This is a genomic window from Streptomyces sp. NPDC101152, from assembly GCF_044768275.1.
Taxonomy (GTDB): Bacteria; Actinomycetota; Actinomycetes; order Streptomycetales; family Streptomycetaceae; genus Streptomyces.
The window spans coordinates 105,702-126,703 of the sequence record NZ_JBIWPO010000025.1 but is presented as its reverse complement, the minus strand read 5'-3'; the positions used below and the strand labels follow the sequence as shown (position 1 = coordinate 126,703).

The window sequence follows — 21,002 nt, the reverse complement described above, 5'->3', positions numbered from 1 at the left end:
GCCACCTCCACCTCACAGGCCTCGGCACCTGACCGCGAACAGGCCTGCAACCAGCTCCAAAGTCAACCCCCGAAGGACTTACGACGCAGACCACTTAGCGGAGGCGAAACCTCCTCGAAACCCCAGGTGGAAATGGGGTTCTACGCTGAGGGGAAGGGCTTCGGACCCGCCGGCGCGCGGCCGGGGAAGGGAGGCGGGAGCGTGGTCGACGTCCCGCGAGTGCGCCCGGCGCGGCCCGTGCGGCTGCGCCCGGTGGGCGACGGTGAACTGGAGTTGCGCTACCGGGTGGTGCACGGGTACCGGCGCGCCTTCCGCATGGCGGGTCAGGGCCCCGCCCTCGTCCTCATCCACGGCATCGGCGACTCCTCGGCGACCTGGGCCGAACTGATCCCCGACCTGGCCCGCACGCACACCGTCATCGCGCCCGACCTGCTCGGCCACGGCCACTCCGACAAGCCGCGCGCCGACTACTCGGTGGCCGCGTACGCCAACGGCGTCCGGGACCTGCTCACCACGCTCGGCATCGAGTCGGCGACGCTGGTGGGGCATTCGCTGGGCGGCGGAGTGGCCATGCAGTTCGCCTACCAGTTCCCCGAGCGGACCGAGCGGCTGATCCTGGTCAGCGCGGGCGGGGTGGGCCGCGAGGTCAATCCGGTGCTGCGGCTGGTCTCGCTGCCAGGAGCCCACCTGATGCTGTCGGCGCTGCGGTTGCCGGGGATGCGGTTGCAAGTGGGGCTCGCGGTGCGGCTGATGCGGTTGCTCGACACCGATCTGGGCCAGGACGCACGCGAGTTGGTGGATCTCGTCGACGCCCTGCCGGACGAGACCTCGCGGAACGCCTTCATCCGTACGCTGCGCGCGGTCGTGGACTGGCGCGGCCAGGTCGTGACCATGCTCGACCGGTGCTATCTGACCGAGGGCATGCCGACCATGCTGCTGTGGGGCGACCGGGACAGTGTGGTGCCGGTGCGGCACGCGTACGGGGCGCACGAGGCCATGCCGGGGAGCCGGCTGGAGATCTTCGAGCAGGCGGGCCACTTCCCGTTCCACAGCGACCCGGCCCGGTTCGTCGCCCTGGTCGAGGAGTTCACGGCCACCACCGACGCCGCGCACTGGAGCCGCGAGCACTGGCGGGAGCTGCTGGTGGAGGGACGGCAGCAGGGCGGCCGGGAGCGCGCGGTGGAACGCGAACGGAAAGAGGCCAGCGAACGCAGCGCGACGTGACGGCGGCTCAGCCCTGCGGACCCAGGTAGCCGAGGGACGCCTCGATGCGGCCCGCCAGGTGGTCGCGCTGCACCGGCGCCCGGTGACCCGAACCCGCCAGCAGTGCCCGGCACTTGCTGGCGAGCAGCAGGCCGAAGGTCTCGGCCTCCCGCTCCTCGGCCTGGTCGACGTGGCTGCGGGCGGCCACCTGGCGCACGGCGGCCCCCAGGTCGGCCTCGTCGTCGAGGAGCCGGGCGGCGATGCGGGCGCCCTCCATGTGGTGGCCGCGGTGGCCCGCCGCCATGTGCCACAGCTCGTGGCCGAGGATCACCAACTGGTGGTCGGGGGCGGTGCGTTCCTCCACGACGACCACGTCCTGCTCGGCCATGTCGAGCCACAGGCCGCTCGCGGTGCCGGGCGGGAAGGCGGCCATGCGGAGGACGACCGGGCGGCGGCGGCGCCTGCTCATCGCCTCGCACAGGGCGGTGTGCGGCCCGGTGGGCGAGGCGGGGGAGGGGAGGGCGAGGTCCGCGATCAGCTCGCCGCACAGACGCCGCATGTCCTTGCCGATGCCCACGGACAACCCCCGGCTCACGACTCTGGCCGCTTGACGCTCTCCAGGAGCATGTCCAGCCACTCGGCGACCTTGTCGCGGTGTTGGTCGGTCGGCAGCTGGGCGGCCCGCCAGGCGATCCCGCGCACGCCGTGGTCCTGGAGCAGCCTCTCCAGGGGGTCCTCGTCCGCCGCGGCCGCCTCCCGCTCGGCGAGCTTCTGCAGCAGTTCTTGCTCGGTGCTCTGCAGGGCGACCGTCAGGGCCTCGGGGTCCTCGGCCGTGAGGAAACCGGCGTGGACCCGGAAGAAGCGCTGGATGGCGTCGCAGTGCTCCATGGTGGGACGCCGGTCGCCGTTGATCAGGGCGCCGGCCTGCTGCCGTGACATACCGGCGCCGTCGGCGATCTCCTGCTGGGTGTACTTGCGGCCGCCCGGCTTCAGGCGGGTACGGCGCAGCAGGTCCAGGCGCTGCAGGAAGCGGGCCTGCACGTCGGGTTCGCCCGCCGGGCGGCCGCCGAGCAGGGCCTTGACGACCGGTTCGGGCACGCCCGAGGCGGCGGACAGGCGGGCGGTGTGGAAGACCTCCGCGTGCGGGACGCCGAGGCGGTCGGCGAGCGTGCTGACGCGAGCGACGACGGCCTTGAGGGCGGCGGTCGTCGGCGTGGTGCCCGGAGCCTCGAAGCCTTCCGTCACCGACAGATCTCCTACGTTTCGCACAGGCTGCTCACAAGCGGATTGCCGTGAACCCGACGGAGAGTACCGGGTCGTTCGAACTCACATCCAGGTGTCGCCACAACTGTGGCCAATTTCAGCCGTCAACAGGCATGGAATGCCACGATAGTTGACATCGCTCGTCCCGGGGCCGCAGGATCAAGGCGCCGCGTGAAGGCCGCAGAGGCAAGAGGGGTGACCTCCCGATGGCGTATCAGGCAGGAGGGCAGCGGCCGGCACCGCGGCCCGTCCCCGAGAGTCCCGAGGCCCAGGCGTATCTGCGGGACTACGTCACCCTCCTGGAGGCCGTCCCCTTCCCGTCCGTCGTCCTCGACCACCGATGGGACGTCGTCGTCTCCAACAACGCTTTCGCGTCACTTTTCCGCGAGATGGGCCCGCACCCCACGGCCATGCCCGGCGACAACTTCCTCAGGTTCGTCCTCTTCCATCCCGACGCGGGGACCGTCCTCGGCGAGCACGAGGCGAGCTGGTGCCTGCCGATGCTCGCCCACTTCGCCGCCGCCGTGGAGCGGTACGGACACGACCACGGCCTGCAGGCCATCCGCCGGGAGATCGGCCAGGATCCGATCATGGAGGCCGCCTACCGGCAGGGACTGCCGCACTGGATCCGGGTGATGGGCGAGCGGGCCGCCGCGCAGGACGGTGCCGTTCGGCCCCTGCTGCACCCCGATCCACGCTGGGGCGCCACCGACTGCCGGGTCGTGGACGAGACACCGGCGACGCTGCGCGACATGGGGTACACGCGGCTGACGCTCGTCCTGCGGGAGGCCCGCCGCGAACGACCCCGGGTCCGCGCCGCGCGGCGTACGGCCGCCCACCTGAGGGTGGTGCCGGCCACCGAGACCTGACCGGGCCCCGCCGGCGTTCAGGTCGCCGACGGTGCCGGGTCGGTGGACCGGGTCAGTGGATCGTTCACCAGGGATGCGGTGCGCGCACCATTCCCCCGTTCAGTGGTATGTGACATAGTACTGGGGTGACCCAGCTGCTGACCTGCGATGTCGTGGTCGTCGGCGCCGGAATGACAGGCGCCGCATGTGCCCTGTACGCGGCCCGCGCGGGCCTGGACGTCGTCGTGGTCGACCGCGGTTCGGTGGCCGGCGGCACGACCGGCGCGGGGGAGGGCAACCTCCTCGTCTCCGACAAGCAACCCGGCCCGGAGCTGGACCTCGCCCTGCTGTCCCTGCGTCTGTGGAGCGAACTCGCCCAGGAGTTCGGCGAGTTGATCGAGTACGAGGCCAAGGGCGGCGTCGTGGTGGCCACGTCCCCCGGCCGGCTCACCGCCCTGGAGCGCTTCGCCGCCGAACAACGCGCGGCCGGCGTCACCGCCGAGCCGGTCGCGGGCGATGAGCTCTACGCCCTCGAACCCCATCTCGCCCCCGGCCTGCCGGGTGCCGTGCACTATCCCCAGGACCGCCAGGTCATGCCCGCTCTGGCCGCCGCCCACCTGCTCCGGGCCTCATGTGCGCGCCTGTTCACCGGCCGGACCGTGACGGACGTACTGCGCCGGCCCGACGGCTCGGTCCGCGGCGTCCGCACCGACCGGGGCGACATCCACGCCCCCTCCCTCGTCAACGCGGCCGGCACCTGGGGCGCCGACCTCGCCGCCCTCGCCGGCACCTGGCTGCCCGTCCTCCCGCGCCGCGGCTTCGTCCTCGTCACCGAGCCCCTTCCGCGCCGGATCCGGCACAAGGTGTACGCCGCCGACTACGTGGCCGACGTGGCCAGCGACTCGGCCGCGCTGCAGACCTCGCCCGTCGTGGAGGGCACGGCGGCCGGACCGGTCCTGATCGGCGCCAGCCGCGAACGCGTCGGCTTCGACCGCTCGTTCTCCCTCCCCGCCCTGCGGGCCCTCGCGGCTGGCGCGACCCGCCTGTTCCCCTTCCTGGCCGAGGTCCGCGCCCTGCGCGCCTACGCCGGATTCCGGCCGTACATGCCCGACCACCTGCCCGCCGTCGGCCCCGACCCCCGGGTCCCCGGCCTGTTCCACGCCTGCGGCCACGAGGGCGCCGGCATCGGCCTGGCAACCGGGACCGGGCAGCTGATCGCCCAGACCCTGACCTCGAAGACCCCGGACCTGGACCTGACGCCGTTCCGCCCCGACCGCTTCACCGAGGAGGCCGCGTGAGGTCACCGCTCGACCTGGCCGACGCCCGCCCGGGACCGCCCTTCACCGTCACCTTCGACGGCCGGGAGATCGAGGCCCTGCCCGGTCAGACCGTCGCCGCCGCGCTGTGGACGGCGGGCGTCACGTCCTGGCGCAGCACCCGCGGCGAGGGCCGCCCGCGCGGAGTCTTCTGCGGGATCGGCGTCTGCTTCGACTGCCTGGTGACCGTCAACGGCCGTGCCGGTCAACGGGCGTGTCTGGTCCCGGTGGCTCCGGGCGACGTGATCCGCACGCAGGAGGGGACCGGCCACGATGACTGACCGACCGCACCTCGCGGTGATCGGCGCGGGCCCGGCGGGCCTGGCCGCGACGCTCGCCGCCACCGCGCGCGGGGTCCGCGTCACGCTGATCGACTCGGCCGCGGAGGCGGGCGGCCAGTTCTACCGGCAGCCCGCGGCCGGGCTGCGGGCCCGCCGGCCCCAGGCCCTGCATCACCAGTGGCGAACCTGGGAACGGCTGAGGGACGGCCTGCGCGACCACCTGAGGGCGGGCCGCGCAAGGCACTTGACGGACCATCACGTCTGGTTCGTCGAGCGGCTGAGCCAGGGCTTCGTCGTCCACGCGATGCTCGGCCCCGAGCAGGAGGACCCGGCCACCGTCCACGCCGACTCCGTGCTCCTGGCCACCGGCGGGTACGAGCAGGTGCTGCCCTTCCCCGGCTGGACCCTCCCGGGCGTCGTCACGGCGGGCGGGGCCCAGGCGATGCTCAAGGGAACGATCGTCACACCGGGCCGGGTCGCCGTCGTCGCCGGGACCGGCCCGCTGCTGTTGCCGGTGGCGACGGGGCTGGCCGAAGCAGGCGTCGAGGTGACCGCCCTCGTCGAGTCCGCCCACCCCCGGGAGTTCGTACGACGGACGCGCGCCCTGGCCGCCCAGCCCGCCAGGCTCGCCGAAGGCACCGGATACGCGCTGCGGTTGCTCCGGCACCGGGTACGTCCGCTCCTCCGGCACACCGTGATCGAGGCGCACGGCACCGAGCGGGTGGAGGCCGTGACCGTCGCCGCGCTCGACGCGACCGGAAGGGTCCGGCCCGGCACCGCGCGCCGAATCCCCTGCGACACCCTCGCCGTCAGCCACGGCATGCTGGCCCACACCGACCTGGCGGAGAGCCTCGGGTGCCGCCTCGACGGCGTCACCGTGCAGGTGGACGACGAGCAGCGCACCGACGTCCCCGGCGTCTGGGCCGCCGGAGAGGCCACCGGCATCGGCGGCTCGGCCCTCGCACTCGCCGAGGGCCACATCGCGGGAAGCTCGGCCGCGGCGCGCCTGACCGGCACCGAACCGGACCCGAGGGAGTGGGCGGCGGCCCTCAAGTCCCGTACAAAGCTGCGGGAGTTCGCCGCGGCCCTCGACGCCGTGTACCGGCCGCCCGTGCACTGGGGCGACCAGGTCACCGACGAGACCGTCGTGTGCCGGTGCGAGGAGGTGAGCGCCGGGGCCGTCCGCGCGGCCGTCGGCGAACTCGGCGCGGGCGATCCGCGCACCGTGAAGCTGCTCACCCGGGCCGGCATGGGCTGGTGCCAGGGCCGGATGTGCGCGCCAGCGGTCGCCGGACTTGGCGGATGCCAACTCGGCCCGTCCAGAAGGCCGTTCGCGCGGCCCGTGCCGCTGGGCGTCCTTGCCCAGGAACCCGACCACCCCACCGAGGAAGGGCCCTCATGACCGACCACCGCCCCTGGCGCGGCGTCCTCGTCGCCACCGCGCTCCCGCTCACCGACGACCTGTCCGTCGACTACGACAAGTACGCCGAGCACTGTGCCTGGCTGGTCGAGAACGGCTGCGACGGCGTCGTCCCCAACGGCTCGCTCGGCGAGTACCAGGTACTCACCCCCGAGGAGCGGGCCAAGGTCGTGGAGACCGCCGTGGCCGCGATCGGCGGCGCGCGCGTGATGCCGGGTGTCGCCGCCTACGGCTCGGCGGAGTCCCGGCGCTGGGCCGAGCAGGCCCGTGACGCGGGCTGCGCGTCCGTGATGCTGCTGCCGCCCAACGCCTACCGCGCCGACGAGCGTTCGGTGCTCGCCCACTACGCCGAGGTGGCGAAGGCGGGCGTGCCGATCGTGGCGTACAACAACCCGATCGACACCAAGGTCGACCTCGTACCGGAACTGCTCGCGCAACTGCACGGGGAGGGGTACATCCACGCCGTCAAGGAGTTCTCCGGCGACGTCCGCCGCGCCTGGCGACTGGCCGAACTCGCCCCGGAACTGGACCTGTTGATCGGCGCCGACGACGTCCTCCTGGAGCTCGCGATCGCCGGTGCCAAGGGCTGGGTGGCCGGCTACCCGAACGCCCTGCCCGCCGCGACCACCCGGCTGTACCACGCCGCCGTCGACGGCGACCTGGACACCGCCAAGAAGCTGTACGAGCAACTGCACCCGCTGCTGCGCTGGGACTCCCGGGTCGAGTTCGTGCAGGCCATCAAGCTGTCCATGGACATCGTCGGCCGGTACGGCGGCCCCGTGCGGCCCCCGCGCGTGCCACTGCTGCCCGAGCAGGAGGCCGTCGTCCGGGCGGCCACCGAACAGGCCGTCGCCGCCGGACTGGCGTAGGGAGGAGGGCCCGTGCGCAGCAAACTCGTCCTGCACGCCGTCGACTCGCACACCGAGGGCATGCCCACCCGTGTGATCACCGGCGGAATCGGCACCATCCCCGGCGCGACGATGAACGAGCGGCGGCTGTACTTCCGTGAACACCGGGACGACATCAAGCAGTTGCTGATGAACGAGCCGCGCGGCCACTCCGCGATGAGCGGCGCGATCCTCCAGCCGCCGACCCGCCCGGACTGCGACTGGGGCGTGGTCTACATCGAGGTCTCCGGCTATCTGCCGATGTGCGGACACGGCACGATCGGCGTGGCGACGGTCCTGGTGGAGACCGGCATGGTGGAGGTCGTCGAGCCGGTGACCACGATCCGCCTGGACACACCGGCCGGGCTGGTGATCGCCGAGGTGGCGGTGGAGGGCGGGGCGGCGAAGGCGGTGACGCTGCGGAACGTGCCGTCGTTCGCGGTCGGGCTGGACCGCAGGGTGGAGTTGTCCGACCGGTCAGTGGAATTTGACATGGCGTACGGCGGGAACTTCTACGCCATCCTCCCCATCGACCAACTCGGCCTCCCCTTCGACCGCTCCCACAAGAACGCCATCCTCGCCGCCGGCCTCGAACTCATGGACGCCATCAACGCCGCCGACGAACCGGTCCACCCCGAGGACCCCTCCATCCGCGGCTGCCACCACGTCCACCTGTACGCCCCCGGCTCCACCGCCCGGCACGCGCGGCACGCCATGGTGATCCATCCCGGCTGGTTCGACCGCTCGCCCTGTGGAACCGGCACCAGCGCGCGCATGGCGCAACTGCACGCGCGCGGCGAACTCCCGCTGCACACCGAGTTCGTCAACGAGTCGTTCATCGGCACCCGGTTCACCGGACGCCTGCTCGGCACCACCGAGGTGGCGGGCCGCCCCGCCGTCCTGCCCAGCTTCACCGGCCGCGCCTGGATCACCGGGACCGCGCAGTACCTGCTGGATCCGGACGATCCGTTCCCCGCGGGATTCGTGTTGTAGCCGAACCGGATAATGTCCGGTGACCCAAGGAGGACGATCACCATGGCCGTGCAGCGTCGCCGCCTCGAGCTGCCCTCGCTCGGCGGCAGGAAGCCCAACTTCCGTGAGAAGGTCGTGGACGTGCTGCGGGCCGCTCTGATCAGCGGTGAACTGCGCCCCGGCCAGGTGTACTCGGCGCCCGCCCTCGCTCCCCGGCTCGGTGTCTCCGCCACCCCGGTGCGCGAGGCGATGCTCGAACTGGTGAAGGAGGGCATGGTCGAGATCGTCCCGAACAAGGGTTTCCGGGTCACCGAGGTCTCCGGCACCCAGCTCGACGAGTACACCCACGTCCGGTCCCTGATCGAGATCCCGACGACCGTGGACCTCGCCAGCACCGCCGACGCCGACGACCTCGAGGCGCTGCGCCCGATCGCCGAGGAGATCGTCACCTCGGCCGGGAAGGGCGACCTCATCGCCTACGTCGAGGCCGACCTGGCCTTCCACCTGGGGCTGCTGGCCCTGGCCGGCAACGAGCACCTCGTCGAGGTCGTACGGGACCTGCGGCGCCGTTCGCGCCTGTACGGGCTGACGGCGCTGGTGCAGGCGGGCCGGCTGCAGGCCTCCGCCGAGGAGCACCTGGAGCTCCTCGACGCGCTGCTCGCCCGGGACGCGGACGCGACGCGCGAGGTCATGACCCGGCACCTCGGCCACGTACGGGGCATCTGGGCCGCCGACTGATCCCAGGCCGGCCCGCCCCCTGGTCCGCGGTCAGAGATCCAGCACGAGCCTCCTGCCGCGGCACCGCGAGACGCAGATCATCATCGTCTCCCCGCTCGCCCGTTCCTCCTCGGTGAGCACGGAGTCCCGGTGCTCCGGAGTCCCTTCCAGTACGTCCGTCTCGCAGGTGCCGCAGGTGCCCTCGGTGCAGGAGAACAGCACCTCGACGCCGGCGGCGCGGACGGCGTCCAGCACGGAGACGTCCGGCGCGACCGTCACCGTACGGCCGCTCTGCGCCAGCTCGACCTCGAACTCGCTGTTCTCGCCCTCCTGTCGGGCCTTCGGCGAGAACCGCTCGACGCGCAGCCGATCCGCCGGGCACAACGCCTCGACGGCGTCCAGCAGCGGCCCCGGACCGCAGCAGTAGACGAGCGTGCCCTCGGGCAGACCGTCCAGCACGGAGGCGAGGTCCAGCAGCCCGGTCTCGTCCTGCGGGGCGACGGTCACCCGGTCGCCGTACTTCGCCAACTCCTCCGTGAACGCAATGGAATTGCGGGTCCGTCCGCCGTACAGCAGGCTCCACTCGGCGCCCGCCGCCTCGGCCGCCGCCAGCATCGGCAGGATCGGGGTGATGCCGATCCCGCCGGCGACGAAGCGGTAGCGGGGCGCGGACTCCAGCCGGAAGTGGTTGCGCGGACCGCGCACCTTCACCTTGTCGCCCTGCCCCAACTGCTCGTGCACATGGGCGGATCCGCCGCGACCCTGCGGCTCCCGCAGCACGGCGATCCGCCACACCGAACGGTCCGCGGGATCGCCGCACAGCGAGTACTGCCGCTCCAGCTCGGGCCCGAGCACCACGTCGACATGGGCGCCCGGCTCCCAGGCCGGCAGGTCCTCGCCGAGCGGATGGCGCAGGGTGAGGGCGAGCACGCCGTCGGCCGCGAACTCCCGGCTCCCGACGACGAGTTCGGCTTCGTACACGGTCATGACGCGCTGCTCCCCTGCGGGTGGTGTCCTTCGGGATGGGCGAGCATCCACTCCCACATCTCGACCGGGTCCTTCGAGGTGTGCTCGGCGCCGCAGTGACAGGTGCCGTGCAGCACGTCGGTGCCCGGCATCCAGTCGATGCGGTAGATCTCCCCGGTGGCGCCGGTGCTCACAGGACCCTCTCCACCGGCTTGTCGCCCTCCTCGACCAGGCGGGCGAGGATGCGGCGGGCGGCGAGACCGCCGGTGTCGATGTTGATGCTCAGCTCCTGGTAGCCGGTCCGCTCCGTGCCGAGCGTCCGCTGCAGCAGGTTGAGCGCGTCCACGTCCTGCATCACGACCGTGTGGTTGTTGCCCCGCAGGAACTCGGTGACCTCCGCGTCCTCGATCGCCCAGTCGCGCGAGACCATCCAGAAGTCGTACACGTGGCCGTCGGAGGACGGGGTGATGGCGTACGTGATCTCGGTGTGGAAGCCGCCCGGGTCACTGCCGTCCGCCTCGGGCAGCACACCGACCGGCGCGATCCGGCTGTGCAGCAGATACAGGCACGGCGCGTGGTACTCGATGTCCTGCCAGCGGGTGATCCGCCCCTCGATGCCCGTCGACTTCGAGTAGAACGGCGGGCACGCGGCGTCGTCCATGTGCCGGCTCACCCGCACGATGCCGGCGCCCTCGTCGACCTCGGTGGTGATCGGGGTCTCGGCGACCTCGGGGGTGCCTATGTACCCGCCGTGCAGGTAGGTCTCGTGGGAGAGGTCGAGCAGGTTGTCGACCAGCAGTCCGTAGTCGGCGTCGATCGGCTCCATGCCGCGGACGGTGACCCAGCCGGGGGAGTCGAGGTGCCGGGCCCGCGGGATGGTCTGCGCGTCGGCGAGCTGCGGGTCGCCGATCCACACCCACACCAGGGAATCCTGCTCGACGACGGGGTAGGAGGCGACCCGGGCGGTGCGCGGGATCCGCTTCTGCCCCGGCACGTACACACACGTGCCGGTCGTGTCGTACGTGAACCCGTGGTACCCGCACACGAGCCGGTCGCCGTCCAGCCGGCTCGGTTTCTCGTGCAACGGGAACCGGCGGTGCACACAGCGGTCGGCGAGCGCGACGGGCGTCCCGTCCTCCTCGGTCCGGTAGAAGACGAGCGGCTCCCCGAGAATCGTCCGCCCGAGCAACTCCTCCCGCCCGACCTCATGGCTGTAGGCGGCGACGTACCACTGGTTCCTGGCGAAAGCGGTGATGTGCGGCATGGAGGTTCCCGTCCCTGTCGGCGGAGCGTCGTCGCCCCGCGTGCCGTGCTTGGAGTCAGCGTCCTGACGCCGGCGGTGGCTCCGCAAGACGGCTTCCGCCAGACGGAAGAGCTTCCGCGAAGATGCTGGTCAGGACGGTGTCAGGGCAGACCGTGGCCACCAGAGAAGAAGGACCGGAAGCTGCCCGACACCCGCCGCACCACGAGATGCCGTGACAGGTCCCGGTGCGCGGCAACCCTGTGCGGCGCCTGTGACAAACAGGAAGCGGATCCGGCCGGTTCCACGGGCCGGCGTCCGGCTTTCCGCCCATGAACGGCATGCAAGGAGAACAGTCCTCCATGAACAACCAACGAACGGCGGGCGCCGCGGGCGTCACCGTCGCCGTTGGACCGCCACCGGTCTGCTGTTCGGCGTGCCCGCCGTCCTCGTGCCGTATCTCCTGTACGCGCAGGAGGACTCGCAGGCCGCGACGGTCGACGGCAATGCCTCCTACCGGCTGGTCTCCGTGCGCAGCGGCAAGGTGCTGGACGTCAACGGCTTCTCCACCGCCGACGGCACACGTGTCCAGCAGTGGGCCGACCAGAACACCGCCAACCAGCAGTGGAAGCTGAAGTCCACCGGGGACGGCTACTACGAGCCGGTGAACCGCAACAGCGGCAAAGTGGTCGGCACAGCAGGCGATTCCACCGCTCAGGGAGCCGCCGCCGAGCAGCAGACCGACCGCTCCTCCGCCTCCCAGGAATGGCAGATCAAGGAGGTGAGCGGTTCCGACGCCGTCACCCTGACCTCCCGCAGGAGCGGCCAGGTCCTGCAGGTCTCCGGAGACTCCACGGCCCAGGGCGCGGCAGTCGTCCAGTATCCGAGCCGGGGCAGCACCAACCAGCAGTGAAAGCCGGTGAAGACTGCCGGGGCCCCGGCGGAAGGGGCCGGCGGCGCGCGGACCACGGCCGCGGCCGGACCGTATGTGTGGAAGAACGCCCAAGTGGTGGGCGGCGGTTACGTCACCGGGCTGGTGTTCAACCCGCGGGAGAAGGGCCTGCTGTACGCGCGCACCGACGTGGGCGGCGCCTACCGCTGGGACAGCGGGGCCCAGCAGTGGATCCCGCTCACCGACTGGGTCGGCGAGAAGGACTGGAACCTGCTCGGTATCGACGCGGTGGCCACCGGCATCGACTTCGCCCAGTCCGATCCCGCGGTGATGGTCCGCGTCGGCCGGGGCGGCGCGCAGGACGGCGCCTACTCCACCGACGGCGGCAGCAACTGGAAGGGTTTCTCGGCAGAGCCGGTGCCCTCCGCCCAGGACGGCCATGTCGCGCTCTCGGCGGACGGCTCCACCATCGTGTGGACCGAGGCCGGTCAGGCCCCGTACCGCTCGACCGACAGGGGAGCGAGCTGGTCGAGGGGCAGCGGCCTGGGCACCGACGCCGTGGTCGTCGCCGACCGTTCCTCGGCCGGGACCTTCTACTCCCTGTCCGGCGGCACGCTCCACGCCAGCACCGACGGCGGCGCGACCTTCACCGCCCGGGCCGGCAACCGGCCCTCCGGCCGGCTCACCGCCGTTCCCGGCATCGGCGGCGACCTGTGGATCTCCGGCTACGGCAAGGGGCTGCTGCACTCCACCGACGGCGGCCGCACCTTCGAAACGCTCACCACGGTGCAGTCCGCCTCCGCCCTCGGCTTCGGCAAGGCCAAGCCGGGCACCGGCTACCAGGCCCTGTACCTGATCGGCACCGTCAAGAACGTCACCGGAGTCTTCCGCTCCACCGACAAGGGCGCCACCTGGCTCCGCCGGCGACCCCGACACCTACGGCCGCGTCTACATCGGCACCAACGGACGCGGCCTCCTGTACGGCGACCCGTCCTGACCGGGGCCGCGGTTTGTGCCGTGTCCGCGCGGTAAGGCCCGTCGCACCGCGGTTCAGGTGCGGCGGGCCTCGCCCTCCGTCCTCGCCCGGACCGTGTCGATGACCGCCTGGACGGCCGTCACGAAGTTCTGGGGGTCGTCCAGGCTCACGAACCGTGGTGCGACCCGCGCGATGTTGGGGTATTTGTCGGGCGGCAGCGTGAGGTAGTCGGTCTTCCAGGCGTGCAGATCGGCGTCCCGGAGCTCCGGGGACAGGGCGGCCAGGCTCGCGTCCATGGCGCTGTAGGCCAGCACCAGGTCGGCGAAGACGCGGTAGTAGCGTGCGGCCTCGTCGTCGTCGAGGCCGGCCCGGCGCATGCAGTCCAGTTTGCGTTCCACGGACCGGAACTCGTTCTCCCGCCGGGCGGTGCGGGCGGCGGCCAGGGCACCCACCCGGGGATGGCGGAGAAACGCCTCATGGATGTGGATCGCGATCTCCATGAGGTCGTGGGCCCAGTCGTCCGTGGGCGGCGGGGTGTTGGCCAGGGCCTCCTCGTGCAGGGCGTCGATGAGTGCCAGCAGCAGTTCGTCCTTGTTGCGGAAGTGCCGGTAGATCGCGGTCGGATGGGCGGACAGCTCACGGCCGAGAGCCTGGAACGTCAGCTTGTCCATGCCGGAGGAGTCCGCGACCCGGAACGCCGCCTGGATGATCAGCTCCTGGTTCAGGGTGCCTCTCGGCAGCCGGCTCCGGCTCGCCCTCTTGGTCGTCCTGGCACTGCTGTCGGTCATGCTTCCTTCCCCACGTCGATCGCTCCCATGATCGCCCATCCGGCCGTGGCGTCAGCCGGCGACCGCCGAACCGTCCGCGCGCGGATCGGTCGCCGCCGTCAGGTGGGGTCGGCCGTCCCCGGTGACCCGCCGGACCAACTGCCCGTGGCCCACCCCGTCGTCGTTCGCGCCGAGCGACCGGACGGTGAAGCCCGCCCTCTCGATCGCGTGGACGCCGGCGGGAGGGACGTCCCGCTCGGTGCTGACGACGCCCGCGCCCGTCGTCACTCCCGCCTCCATGGCTCCGAGGACCCAGCGTGGCACCGACACGGCGTGTTCGGGAGCGGAACCGGCGGCGAGATGCAGGGCCATGTGGGTGTGCACCTGGGGTTGCGCACGCCCGCCCATGGCGCCGTGCGCGCCGACGAGTTCGCCCCCTTCACGGACCAGAACCGGCATGAGCGTGTGCAGCGGACGCTTCCCGCCGGCCAGATGGTTGGGCGAGGCGGGGTCGAGGGAGAACGAGGCACCCCGGTTGTGCAGGACGATCCCCGTGCCGGGGTCGAGCACAGCGGCGCCGAAGCTGTGGAAGACGCTCTGGATCAGGGAGACCCAGGTGCCGTCCGCGTCGGCCACCACCACCGCCACGGTGTCACCGGTCGCCTTGCGCTGTGCGAGCAGGTCGACCGCCGTGCCCGACAGGGCGTGCTCGGCGACGCGCCGCGCGTACGCGCCGGACAGCAGCTGGTCGACGGGGGCGCTGCTCCACTCCGGGTCGGCGCAGTGGCGGTCACGGTCGCCGGCGGTCCACGCCAGTACTGAGGCGACCACGCCGGCGTCGCGGCCCAGCGGGTCGAGCGGCCCGCGGACGGTGCGGGCCACGTCGAGTGCCTTGAGTCCCTGGAGGAAGTAGAGGCCCTGCGAGTTCGCACCGGCCGACAGGTACTCGACACCGTCGTACTCCGCGGCGAGCGCCTGGGAGAACTCCACGGTGTGCGCGGCGAAATCCTCCTCCGTCATCGCGGAGCCCCCGGCCGCGAGCAGCTTGACCAGGCTGGCGCCCACCTCTCCGCCGTACATCGCGGCGGGGCCTTCCGAGCCGATCTGGGCCAGGGAGCGGGCGAGGTGGGGCTGGCGCAGCGTCTGTCCGGCCGCGAGGACCTCGCCGTCGGCGAAGAACACGCCGCGCATGCCGGGATCGCGCGCCAGGTTGCCGCTCTCGCGGGCGAGGTCGTGGGCCAGTCCGGAAGCCACCGGCACCCCCTCGCGGGCGGCGGCCTCGGCGGGCGCGAGCGCCGAGGCGAGCGGACGGGTGCCCCAGGTCACGGCGAGTGCGCCCCACCCGGCGACCACACCGGGAACCGTCACCGGCAGGGCGCCGAGCACGGGCATCAGGTCGTGCGCCGCCGTCAACGACGCCACGTCGACCGCGCGGGGGGACCGGCCGCCGGCGTTGACGAAGCGGATGTCGCCGTCCCGGGTGCCCACCAGGGCCAGCAGGTCGCCGCCGACGGAGCACTGGTTGGGGTACACCACCGTCAGCATGGCGGCGGCCGCGAGCGCCGCGTCGACCGCGTTGCCGCCACTGCGCAGTACCTCGGCGGCCACGTCGCTCGCCGCGGCGTGGGGCGTCGCGACGGCCCATTCCCCGCCCCTCGCGACGAGTGGGCGTTCGGTGAATGCGGACATCGTTCCCTTTCCCGAGTGCGCCGGCGGCCGCGTACGGTGCGGCCTCTTTAACCGCCGCGTTACAACGGACTTCTTGACAGTCCGAGAGCGACGGGCCTAGCTTCGCTGCCATAGTCAACGTTATCGACTATGGCACTGACTACATCGCCGCGCAACAGCGCGAACTCTCAAAGGGGTTCGGAAATGGCCAGGTCGCTCTGCTTCTCCCGCCGATCGGTGTCCGTGCTGACCGGCGCCACCGCCGCGGCCGCCATGGCCCTCACCGGATGCGCCGGGACTTCCGGCAGCACCGACGCCACCCCCACGAAGGCGGCGTCGGTCAAGGTGCCCGCCGGTGCGCTCGTGAAGGGCGGTCAGATCACCTACTGCTCGGACATCAGCGCGCCGCCGCTGACGTACTACGACACCGCGCAGAAGCCGGTGGGAGCCGAGATCGAACTCGGGAACGCACTGGCCGCCGAACTCGGGGTCCGGGCGAACTGGGCCAACACCAGCTTCAACGGGATCATCCCGGCGCTGCAGGCCAAGCAGTGCGACGCGATCATCAGCCAGCTCTACATCAAGCCGGAACGGGAGAAGGTCGTCGACTTCGTCCCGTACATGTACGCCTCCAACACCCTCGTCGTGGCCGAGAAGAACGCCAAGTCCATCAAGGGCGCGAGCGACCTGTGCGGCAGGAAGGCCGCCGGGCAGACGGGCACGACCGTCGTGCAGTACCTCACCGACCAGTCCGGGAAGTGCGCCGCGGCCGGGAAGCCGAAGATCGACATCCGGCAGTTCACCAAGGACAGCGACGCCCTCCAGCAACTGCGCCTCGGACTGGTGGACGCCTACGGCACGACGCTGGAGACCGCCGCGTATGTCCTGAAGCAACAGCCGGGCACCTTCGGCCTCGTGGGCGAACCGTTCAATCGGATCAAGGTGGGAGCCGCGACCCGCAAGGACGACACGTCCTTGCACGACGCGCTCACCCAGGCGCTGGCAGCGGTACGCAAGAGCGGCACGTACGACGCGATCCTCAAGAAGTGGAACCTGACCGGCGACGACATCGCCAACTGATTCCCCGGCAGGCGCGCAGAGAGAAGACCACGTGACCCACGCAACCGTGCTCGCCGACGCAGGGCAGCCGGCCGGCTTCGACTGGCCGTTCTTCTGGCACTACCTGTTCTCGCCCTCCGGGGCGTTCCTCGACGGACTCTGGCGCACCGTCTACATATCGGTCATCGCCCAACTGCTCGGTGTGCTCCTCGGATTCGCCGTCGCCCTGGCCCAGCGCAGCCGCTTCTCCCCGCTGCGCTGGGGCGGCCGGACCTATGTCTGGCTGATCCGCGGCACGCCCCTGCTCGTCCAACTCGTCCTCGTCTACAACGGCCTCGCCGCCGCGGGCATCTACCGTTTCGGTGACATCCAGGTCGGCGGGCTCGTGCTCCTCGGCGTCGTGCAGGCGGCCACGCTGACGCTCGCCGTGAACGAGGCCGCGTACATGGCCGAGATCTTCCGCGCGGCCCTCGACGCCATCGATCCCGGGCAGGCGGAGGCGGCGCAGGCGCTGGGTATGACCCCGGCGATGACCATGCGGGTCGTACTGCTGCCGCAGGCGATCCGGATCATCGTGCCGCCGCTGGGCAACGAGTTCAACCTGATGATGAAGTCGACCTCCCTTCTGTCGGTCATCGGCCTGCAGGAGATGTTCCTGACCGCGCAGTCGATCAACTCGGCGACCTTCAAGACCTTCGAGATCTTCCTCGTCGCCGCCTGCTACTACCTCGCACTGACGACGGTGTGGTCGTTCGTCCAGCGGTTCATCGAGCGCAGACTCGCCGATCCCGGACAGGTGGTCGCCGCACCCTCGCTGCGGGAGCGGCTCACCGGTGGCAGCCTGGGCCGCACCGTCGGCCGTGAGGACGCCACGCTCGTAGGCAAGGAGGCCCACTGACATGGAACCGATCACGAGGCAGGCCGGGGAACAGGCGGGTCACGGGGCCGGGGCGTCCGCCGGGCCGGCCGACGCGTCGGCGGTGATGTCGGCACGCGGGGTGGTCAAGCGCTTCGGTGACGTCCGGGTGCTGAACGGTGTCTCCATGGACGTCAAGGCCCGCGAGGTCGTGGTCGTGGTGGGGCCGTCCGGGTCCGGCAAGACCACGTTCCTCCGCTGCCTCAACCACCTCGAACGCATCGACGAAGGGGAGATCCTCGTCCACGGCCGCCCGGTCGGCTACCGGCCGTGGGCGTCCGGCTCCGATCGGCCGGTGGGGAAACGGCCGGTGGAGGAGCGGCCGAAGGTGGTGGCCGAGCGCCGCCGCAACATCGGTTTCGTCTTCCAGCGCTTCAACCTCTTTCCCCATCTGACCGCGCTCGACAACGTGGCCGTCGCGCCGGCGAAGGTCCTCGGCATGCCGAAGGCCGAGGCCAGGGGGCAGGCGCAGGAGCTCCTGGCGAGGGTGGGCCTCGGACACAAGGCGTCGTCGCGGCCGTCGGCCCTGTCCGGCGGCCAGCAGCAGCGCGTCGCCATCGCCCGCGCCCTCGCCATGAAGCCGGAGTTGATGCTCTTCGACGAACCGACGAGCGCCCTCGACCCCGAGATGGTCGGCGAGGTCATCGCCGTGATGAAGGAACTCGTCGACGACGGCATGACGATGATCGTCGTCACGCACGAGATGGGTTTCGCCCGCTCCGCCGCGGACCGGCTGGTCATGTTCGACCAGGGAGCCGTCCTGGAGGAAGGCCCCCCTGAGAAGCTCATGACCGATCCCGCCCACGAACGCACACGCGCCTTCCTGCGCCGTATCAACGAGGGCCACTGAGCAGGCCCGCAGCCCGGGGTCTTCAGGCGCCTGCCACGAGTTCGGGGTGCGCGTGCTCGCTGGGCGACGGAGCCCGCCTGTGACCACAGGCCCGTCACGTTCGGGCGGCCGGCCGGCGTGAAGAACCCTTGGTCCTCGGGTCGGCGCGAGACGGATGCCTGCGGCTGTGCCGCGGGGTGCGGTTGCTGCCGTTGACGGAGATGCCGCCGAGCCGCGTGGCCGGGTGCTGCTGCGGCTGCCGTCGATGTCCGCGGGCGCCACGCTGCAACTCGCCGGACTCTTCCGCAGCGTGCTCACCGACGTGCCCGCCCACCTCGCCGGCATCGGCGGCGGCCTGCCTTCGCCGCCGTCGAGTACCTGCACAGGGGCATCGTCGCTCTCCTCGCGGCCGCCGTAGCCGCCCTGACCCCGGTTCACCCCTGGTCGCGCAGAGCGGCTACGGCGGCCCGCAGCGCACGCGGTTGCGGGCCGGAGAGTCCGGTGACGGACCCTGCGCGCCCGGTAGCCGACGTCTCCCGTACCCCCGACTTTCACACGGACGCCACCGGACCCTTCCCTGACGTTTGTTGCTCTTGGAACACTCGCACCGCGCGCAGTCCGTCACGTTCCGGCCATCCGCACCCAGGATGAGAGGCACTCACCCATGCCCGAAGTAAATCGGCGCCGATTCCTGCAACTCGCGGGCGCGACCACCGGCTTCACCGCACTGTCCAACAGCATCGAGCGCGCCGCCGCGCTGCCCGCCAACCACCGCACGGGGTCCATCGAGGACGTCGAGCACATCGTGGTCCTGATGCAGGAGAACCGTTCTTTCGACCACTACTTCGGTTCACTCAGAGGCGTCCGCGGCTTCGGTGACCCGCGCCCGGTGACCTGGCCGAACGGCAAGTCCGTCTGGCACCAGCAGGACGCGGGTGGCAAGGAGATCCTGCCGTTCCACCCCGACGCCGACGACCTGGGCCTGGCGTTCATCCAGGACCTCCCGCACGGCTGGAACGACGGACACGCAGCCTTCAACGGGGGCGAGTACGACAAGTGGGTGCCGTCCAAGGGGTCCACGACCATGGCGTACCTGACCCGCAAGGACATCCCGTTCCACTACGCGCTCGCGGACTCCTTCACCATCTGCGACGCGTACCACTGCTCGTTCATCGGCTCGACCGACCCGAACCGCTACTACATGTGGACCGGTTACACGGGCAACGACGGCCAGGGCGGCGGACCGGTCCTCGGCAACGACGAAGCGGGTTACGCCTGGACCACCTACCCTGAGCGCCTGGAGAAGGCCGGCGTCTCGTGGAAGATCTACCAGGACGTCGGTGACGGCCTCGACGCGGCCGGCGGCTGGGGCTGGATCCAGGACGCCTACCGCGGCAACTACGGCGACAACTCGCTGCTGTACTTCAAGCAGTACCAGAACGCCAAGCCCGGCGACCCGCTCTACGACAAGGCCCGCACCGGCACCGACGCCAGCAAGGGCGAGGGCTTCTTCGACCGGCTCAAGGCCGACGTCAAGGGCGGTAAGCTGCCGAAGATCTCCTGGATCGTCGCCCCCGAGGCCTTCACCGAGCACCCCAACTGGCCCGCGAACTACGGCGCCTGGTACGTCTCCCAGGTCCTGGACGCGCTCACCGCCGACCCCAAGGTGTGGGCGAGGACGGCGCTGTTCATCACCTACGACGAGAACGACGGCTTCTTCGACCACCAGATCCCGCCGTTCGCCCCCGGCTCGGCCGCGCAGGGCAAGTCGACCGTCGACGTCGGTCCGGACCTGTTCAAGGGCGACGGCAGCCACCCGGCGGGCCCCTACGGGCTCGGCCAGCGGGTGCCGATGATCGTCGTCTCGCCCTGGAGCAAGGGCGGTTACGTCTGCTCCGAGACGATGGACCACACCTCGATCATCCGGTTCATGGAGCGCCGCTTCGGGGTGCACGAGCCGAACATCTCGCCCTGGCGGCGCGCCATCTGCGGCGACCTGACCTCGGCGTTCGACTTCTCCCACAAGGACACCAGGCCGGTCGCGCTGCCCGGCACCGACGGTTATCAGCCGCCGGACAAGAACCGCCACCCCGACTACGTGCCCACCCCGCCCGCCCAGGGCTCCCTGCCCCGGCAGGAGCGCGGTCTGCGCCCGGCCCGACCGCTCAAGTACGCCCCGCACGTGGACGGTTCGGTGGACGCGGCCGCCGGGAAGTTCACGCTCACCTTCGCCTCGGGGCCGAAGGCGGGCGCCGCCTTCCTGGTCACTTCCGGCAACCGCACCGACGGCCCCTGGAGTTACACCACGGAGGCCGGCAAGTCCGTGGCGGACACCTGGAACTCGGCGTACTCGAACGGCTCCTACGACCTGACCGTGCACGGGCCCAACGGGTTCCTGCGGACCTTCAAGGGTGTCAACAAGACCGCCGGAGCCGAGGTCACCGCCCGCCATCACGGCGACGACATCGAGCTCACCTTCACCAACAGGGGTTCCGGGACCGTGCGGCTGAGGCTGAGCGGCAGCTACGGCCACAAGGCGCGGACCATCACGGTGCGTTCGGGTGCGACCGTCCGGCACACCGTCGACCTGGCGGGCAGCCGGCGCTGGTACGACCTCACCGTCACCTCCGAGGCGGACCCGGCGTTCGTACGGCGGTTCGCCGGGCATGTCGAGAACGGGCGTCCGGGCGTAAGCGACCCGGCCATCCTGACCGCGTAGGGGGCGGGTGAAGGGTGATGCAGGGCGGGTCGCCGGGGCTGGCCAGGTGCCGGCGGGTGCGCG

The 21,002-nt window shown here is 71.5% G+C and carries 20 protein-coding genes and 1 pseudogene; 14 read left to right on the top strand and 7 right to left on the bottom strand.

Annotation, left to right across the window (positions count from 1 at the left end):
- The first annotated feature begins 201 nt into the window (after window positions 1-201).
- A complete protein-coding gene (locus ACIRVK_RS28255) occupies window positions 202-1,224 on the top strand; it encodes an alpha/beta fold hydrolase (RefSeq protein WP_404251836.1) in 1,023 nt (340 codons plus the stop codon).
- Window positions 1,225-1,231: 7 nt separating this feature from the next.
- On the opposite strand, the gene ACIRVK_RS28250 is transcribed toward ACIRVK_RS28255, so the two are convergent.
- A complete protein-coding gene (locus tag ACIRVK_RS28250; RefSeq protein WP_404251834.1) occupies window positions 1,232-1,780 on the bottom strand; it encodes a toxin-antitoxin system, toxin component in 549 nt (182 codons plus the stop codon).
- A 14-nt stretch (window positions 1,781-1,794) separates the two neighbouring features.
- Window positions 1,795-2,448, bottom strand: a complete 654-nt coding sequence (locus ACIRVK_RS28245) for a helix-turn-helix domain-containing protein (protein ID WP_404251832.1) — start codon at window positions 2,446-2,448, stop codon at window positions 1,795-1,797.
- A 224-nt stretch (window positions 2,449-2,672) separates the two neighbouring features.
- On the opposite strand from ACIRVK_RS28245, the gene ACIRVK_RS28240 reads away from it, so the two are divergent.
- The 7 genes from ACIRVK_RS28240 (at window position 2,673) to ACIRVK_RS28210 (ending at window position 8,928) form a co-directional block, all read left to right on the top strand.
- Window positions 2,673-3,335, top strand: a complete 663-nt coding sequence (locus ACIRVK_RS28240) for a hypothetical protein (protein ID WP_404251830.1) — start codon at window positions 2,673-2,675, stop codon at window positions 3,333-3,335.
- A gap of 125 nt (window positions 3,336-3,460) precedes the next feature.
- Window positions 3,461-4,612, top strand: coding sequence for an NAD(P)/FAD-dependent oxidoreductase (locus tag ACIRVK_RS28235; RefSeq protein ID WP_404251828.1), 1,152 nt, complete (start codon window positions 3,461-3,463; stop codon window positions 4,610-4,612).
- The gene (locus tag ACIRVK_RS28230) at window positions 4,609-4,911 is read left to right on the top strand and encodes a (2Fe-2S)-binding protein (protein WP_404251826.1); all 303 of its coding nucleotides are present in this window, start codon (window positions 4,609-4,611) and stop codon (window positions 4,909-4,911) included. The genes ACIRVK_RS28235 and ACIRVK_RS28230 overlap by 4 nt, the downstream gene beginning before the upstream one ends.
- Entirely contained in the window at window positions 4,904-6,313 is a 1,410-nt protein-coding gene (locus ACIRVK_RS28225; protein ID WP_404251825.1) for an FAD-dependent oxidoreductase, read from the top strand. Before ACIRVK_RS28230 ends, ACIRVK_RS28225 begins: the two co-directional genes overlap by 8 nt.
- Window positions 6,310-7,200 (top strand): dihydrodipicolinate synthase family protein, encoded by an 891-nt coding sequence (locus tag ACIRVK_RS28220; RefSeq protein WP_404251824.1) that lies wholly within the window; start codon window positions 6,310-6,312, stop codon window positions 7,198-7,200. The genes ACIRVK_RS28225 and ACIRVK_RS28220 overlap by 4 nt, the downstream gene beginning before the upstream one ends.
- A 12-nt stretch (window positions 7,201-7,212) precedes the next feature.
- Window positions 7,213-8,211, top strand: a complete 999-nt coding sequence (locus ACIRVK_RS28215) for a proline racemase family protein (protein WP_404251822.1) — start codon at window positions 7,213-7,215, stop codon at window positions 8,209-8,211.
- 42 nt (window positions 8,212-8,253) lie between these two features.
- Window positions 8,254-8,928 (top strand): GntR family transcriptional regulator, encoded by a 675-nt coding sequence (locus ACIRVK_RS28210; protein ID WP_404251820.1) that lies wholly within the window; start codon window positions 8,254-8,256, stop codon window positions 8,926-8,928.
- A gap of 30 nt (window positions 8,929-8,958) precedes the next feature.
- Here ACIRVK_RS28210 and ACIRVK_RS28205 read toward each other — a convergent pair whose 3' ends face one another.
- From ACIRVK_RS28205 to ACIRVK_RS28195, 3 genes are read right to left on the bottom strand one after another with little or no spacing between them, the layout of a single operon-like run.
- Window positions 8,959-9,894, bottom strand: a complete 936-nt coding sequence (locus ACIRVK_RS28205; protein WP_404251818.1) for a PDR/VanB family oxidoreductase — start codon at window positions 9,892-9,894, stop codon at window positions 8,959-8,961.
- Window positions 9,891-10,067, bottom strand: coding sequence for a hypothetical protein (locus ACIRVK_RS28200; RefSeq protein ID WP_404251816.1), 177 nt, complete (start codon window positions 10,065-10,067; stop codon window positions 9,891-9,893). Before ACIRVK_RS28200 ends, ACIRVK_RS28205 begins: the two co-directional genes overlap by 4 nt.
- Window positions 10,064-11,137 carry a Rieske 2Fe-2S domain-containing protein gene (locus ACIRVK_RS28195; RefSeq protein ID WP_404251814.1) on the bottom strand — a complete coding sequence of 358 codons (1,074 nt, stop codon included), beginning with the start codon at window positions 11,135-11,137 and terminating at the stop codon, window positions 10,064-10,066. The genes ACIRVK_RS28200 and ACIRVK_RS28195 overlap by 4 nt, the downstream gene beginning before the upstream one ends.
- 346 nt (window positions 11,138-11,483) lie before the next feature.
- Between ACIRVK_RS28195 and ACIRVK_RS28190 the strand changes: the two are divergent.
- A pseudogene (locus ACIRVK_RS28190) lies at window positions 11,484-13,002 on the top strand (RICIN domain-containing protein); the annotation flags it as partial.
- Between the two features lie 53 nt (window positions 13,003-13,055).
- Here ACIRVK_RS28190 and ACIRVK_RS28185 read toward each other — a convergent pair.
- Both ACIRVK_RS28185 and ACIRVK_RS28180 read right to left on the bottom strand, forming a co-directional pair.
- The gene (locus tag ACIRVK_RS28185; protein ID WP_404251812.1) at window positions 13,056-13,769 is read right to left on the bottom strand and encodes a TetR/AcrR family transcriptional regulator; all 714 of its coding nucleotides are present in this window, start codon (window positions 13,767-13,769) and stop codon (window positions 13,056-13,058) included.
- A gap of 51 nt (window positions 13,770-13,820) precedes the next feature.
- Entirely contained in the window at window positions 13,821-15,437 is a 1,617-nt protein-coding gene (locus tag ACIRVK_RS28180) for a gamma-glutamyltransferase family protein (RefSeq protein ID WP_404251810.1), read from the bottom strand.
- A gap of 183 nt (window positions 15,438-15,620) precedes the next feature.
- Between ACIRVK_RS28180 and ACIRVK_RS28175 the strand changes: the two genes are divergently transcribed.
- The 5 genes from ACIRVK_RS28175 to ACIRVK_RS28155 all read left to right on the top strand — a co-directional run bounded on the left by ACIRVK_RS28175 (window position 15,621) and on the right by ACIRVK_RS28155 (window position 20,939).
- The gene (locus ACIRVK_RS28175) at window positions 15,621-16,496 is read left to right on the top strand and encodes an ABC transporter substrate-binding protein (protein ID WP_404251808.1); all 876 of its coding nucleotides are present in this window, start codon (window positions 15,621-15,623) and stop codon (window positions 16,494-16,496) included.
- Between the two features lie 31 nt (window positions 16,497-16,527).
- Window positions 16,528-17,373, top strand: coding sequence for an amino acid ABC transporter permease (locus ACIRVK_RS28170; protein ID WP_404251806.1), 846 nt, complete (start codon window positions 16,528-16,530; stop codon window positions 17,371-17,373).
- A gap of 85 nt (window positions 17,374-17,458) precedes the next feature.
- Entirely contained in the window at window positions 17,459-18,241 is a 783-nt protein-coding gene (locus ACIRVK_RS28165; RefSeq protein ID WP_404251852.1) for an amino acid ABC transporter ATP-binding protein, read from the top strand.
- Window positions 18,242-18,407: 166 nt separating this feature from the next.
- Window positions 18,408-18,638, top strand: coding sequence for a hypothetical protein (locus ACIRVK_RS28160; protein WP_404251804.1), 231 nt, complete (start codon window positions 18,408-18,410; stop codon window positions 18,636-18,638).
- A 246-nt stretch (window positions 18,639-18,884) separates the two neighbouring features.
- Window positions 18,885-20,939, top strand: a complete 2,055-nt coding sequence (locus ACIRVK_RS28155; protein WP_404251802.1) for a phosphocholine-specific phospholipase C — start codon at window positions 18,885-18,887, stop codon at window positions 20,937-20,939.
- Window positions 20,940-21,002: the final 63 nt, after the last annotated feature.

Coding starts and splice junctions, on each gene's coding strand:
- ACIRVK_RS28240 (WP_404251830.1), top strand. CDS start 2,673: ATGGCGTATCAGGCAGGAGGGCAGCGGCCGGCACCGCGGCCCGTCCCC.
- ACIRVK_RS28225 (WP_404251825.1), top strand. CDS start 4,904: ATGACTGACCGACCGCACCTCGCGGTGATCGGCGCGGGCCCGGCGGGC.
- ACIRVK_RS28220 (WP_404251824.1), top strand. CDS start 6,310: ATGACCGACCACCGCCCCTGGCGCGGCGTCCTCGTCGCCACCGCGCTC.
- ACIRVK_RS28210 (WP_404251820.1), top strand. CDS start 8,254: ATGGCCGTGCAGCGTCGCCGCCTCGAGCTGCCCTCGCTCGGCGGCAGG.
- ACIRVK_RS28205 (WP_404251818.1), bottom strand. CDS start 9,894: ATGACCGTGTACGAAGCCGAACTCGTCGTCGGGAGCCGGGAGTTCGCG.
- ACIRVK_RS28195 (WP_404251814.1), bottom strand. CDS start 11,137: ATGCCGCACATCACCGCTTTCGCCAGGAACCAGTGGTACGTCGCCGCC.
- ACIRVK_RS28185 (WP_404251812.1), bottom strand. CDS start 13,769: ATGACCGACAGCAGTGCCAGGACGACCAAGAGGGCGAGCCGGAGCCGG.
- ACIRVK_RS28180 (WP_404251810.1), bottom strand. CDS start 15,437: ATGTCCGCATTCACCGAACGCCCACTCGTCGCGAGGGGCGGGGAATGG.
- ACIRVK_RS28175 (WP_404251808.1), top strand. CDS start 15,621: ATGGCCAGGTCGCTCTGCTTCTCCCGCCGATCGGTGTCCGTGCTGACC.
- ACIRVK_RS28165 (WP_404251852.1), top strand. CDS start 17,459: ATGTCGGCACGCGGGGTGGTCAAGCGCTTCGGTGACGTCCGGGTGCTG.
- ACIRVK_RS28155 (WP_404251802.1), top strand. CDS start 18,885: ATGCCCGAAGTAAATCGGCGCCGATTCCTGCAACTCGCGGGCGCGACC.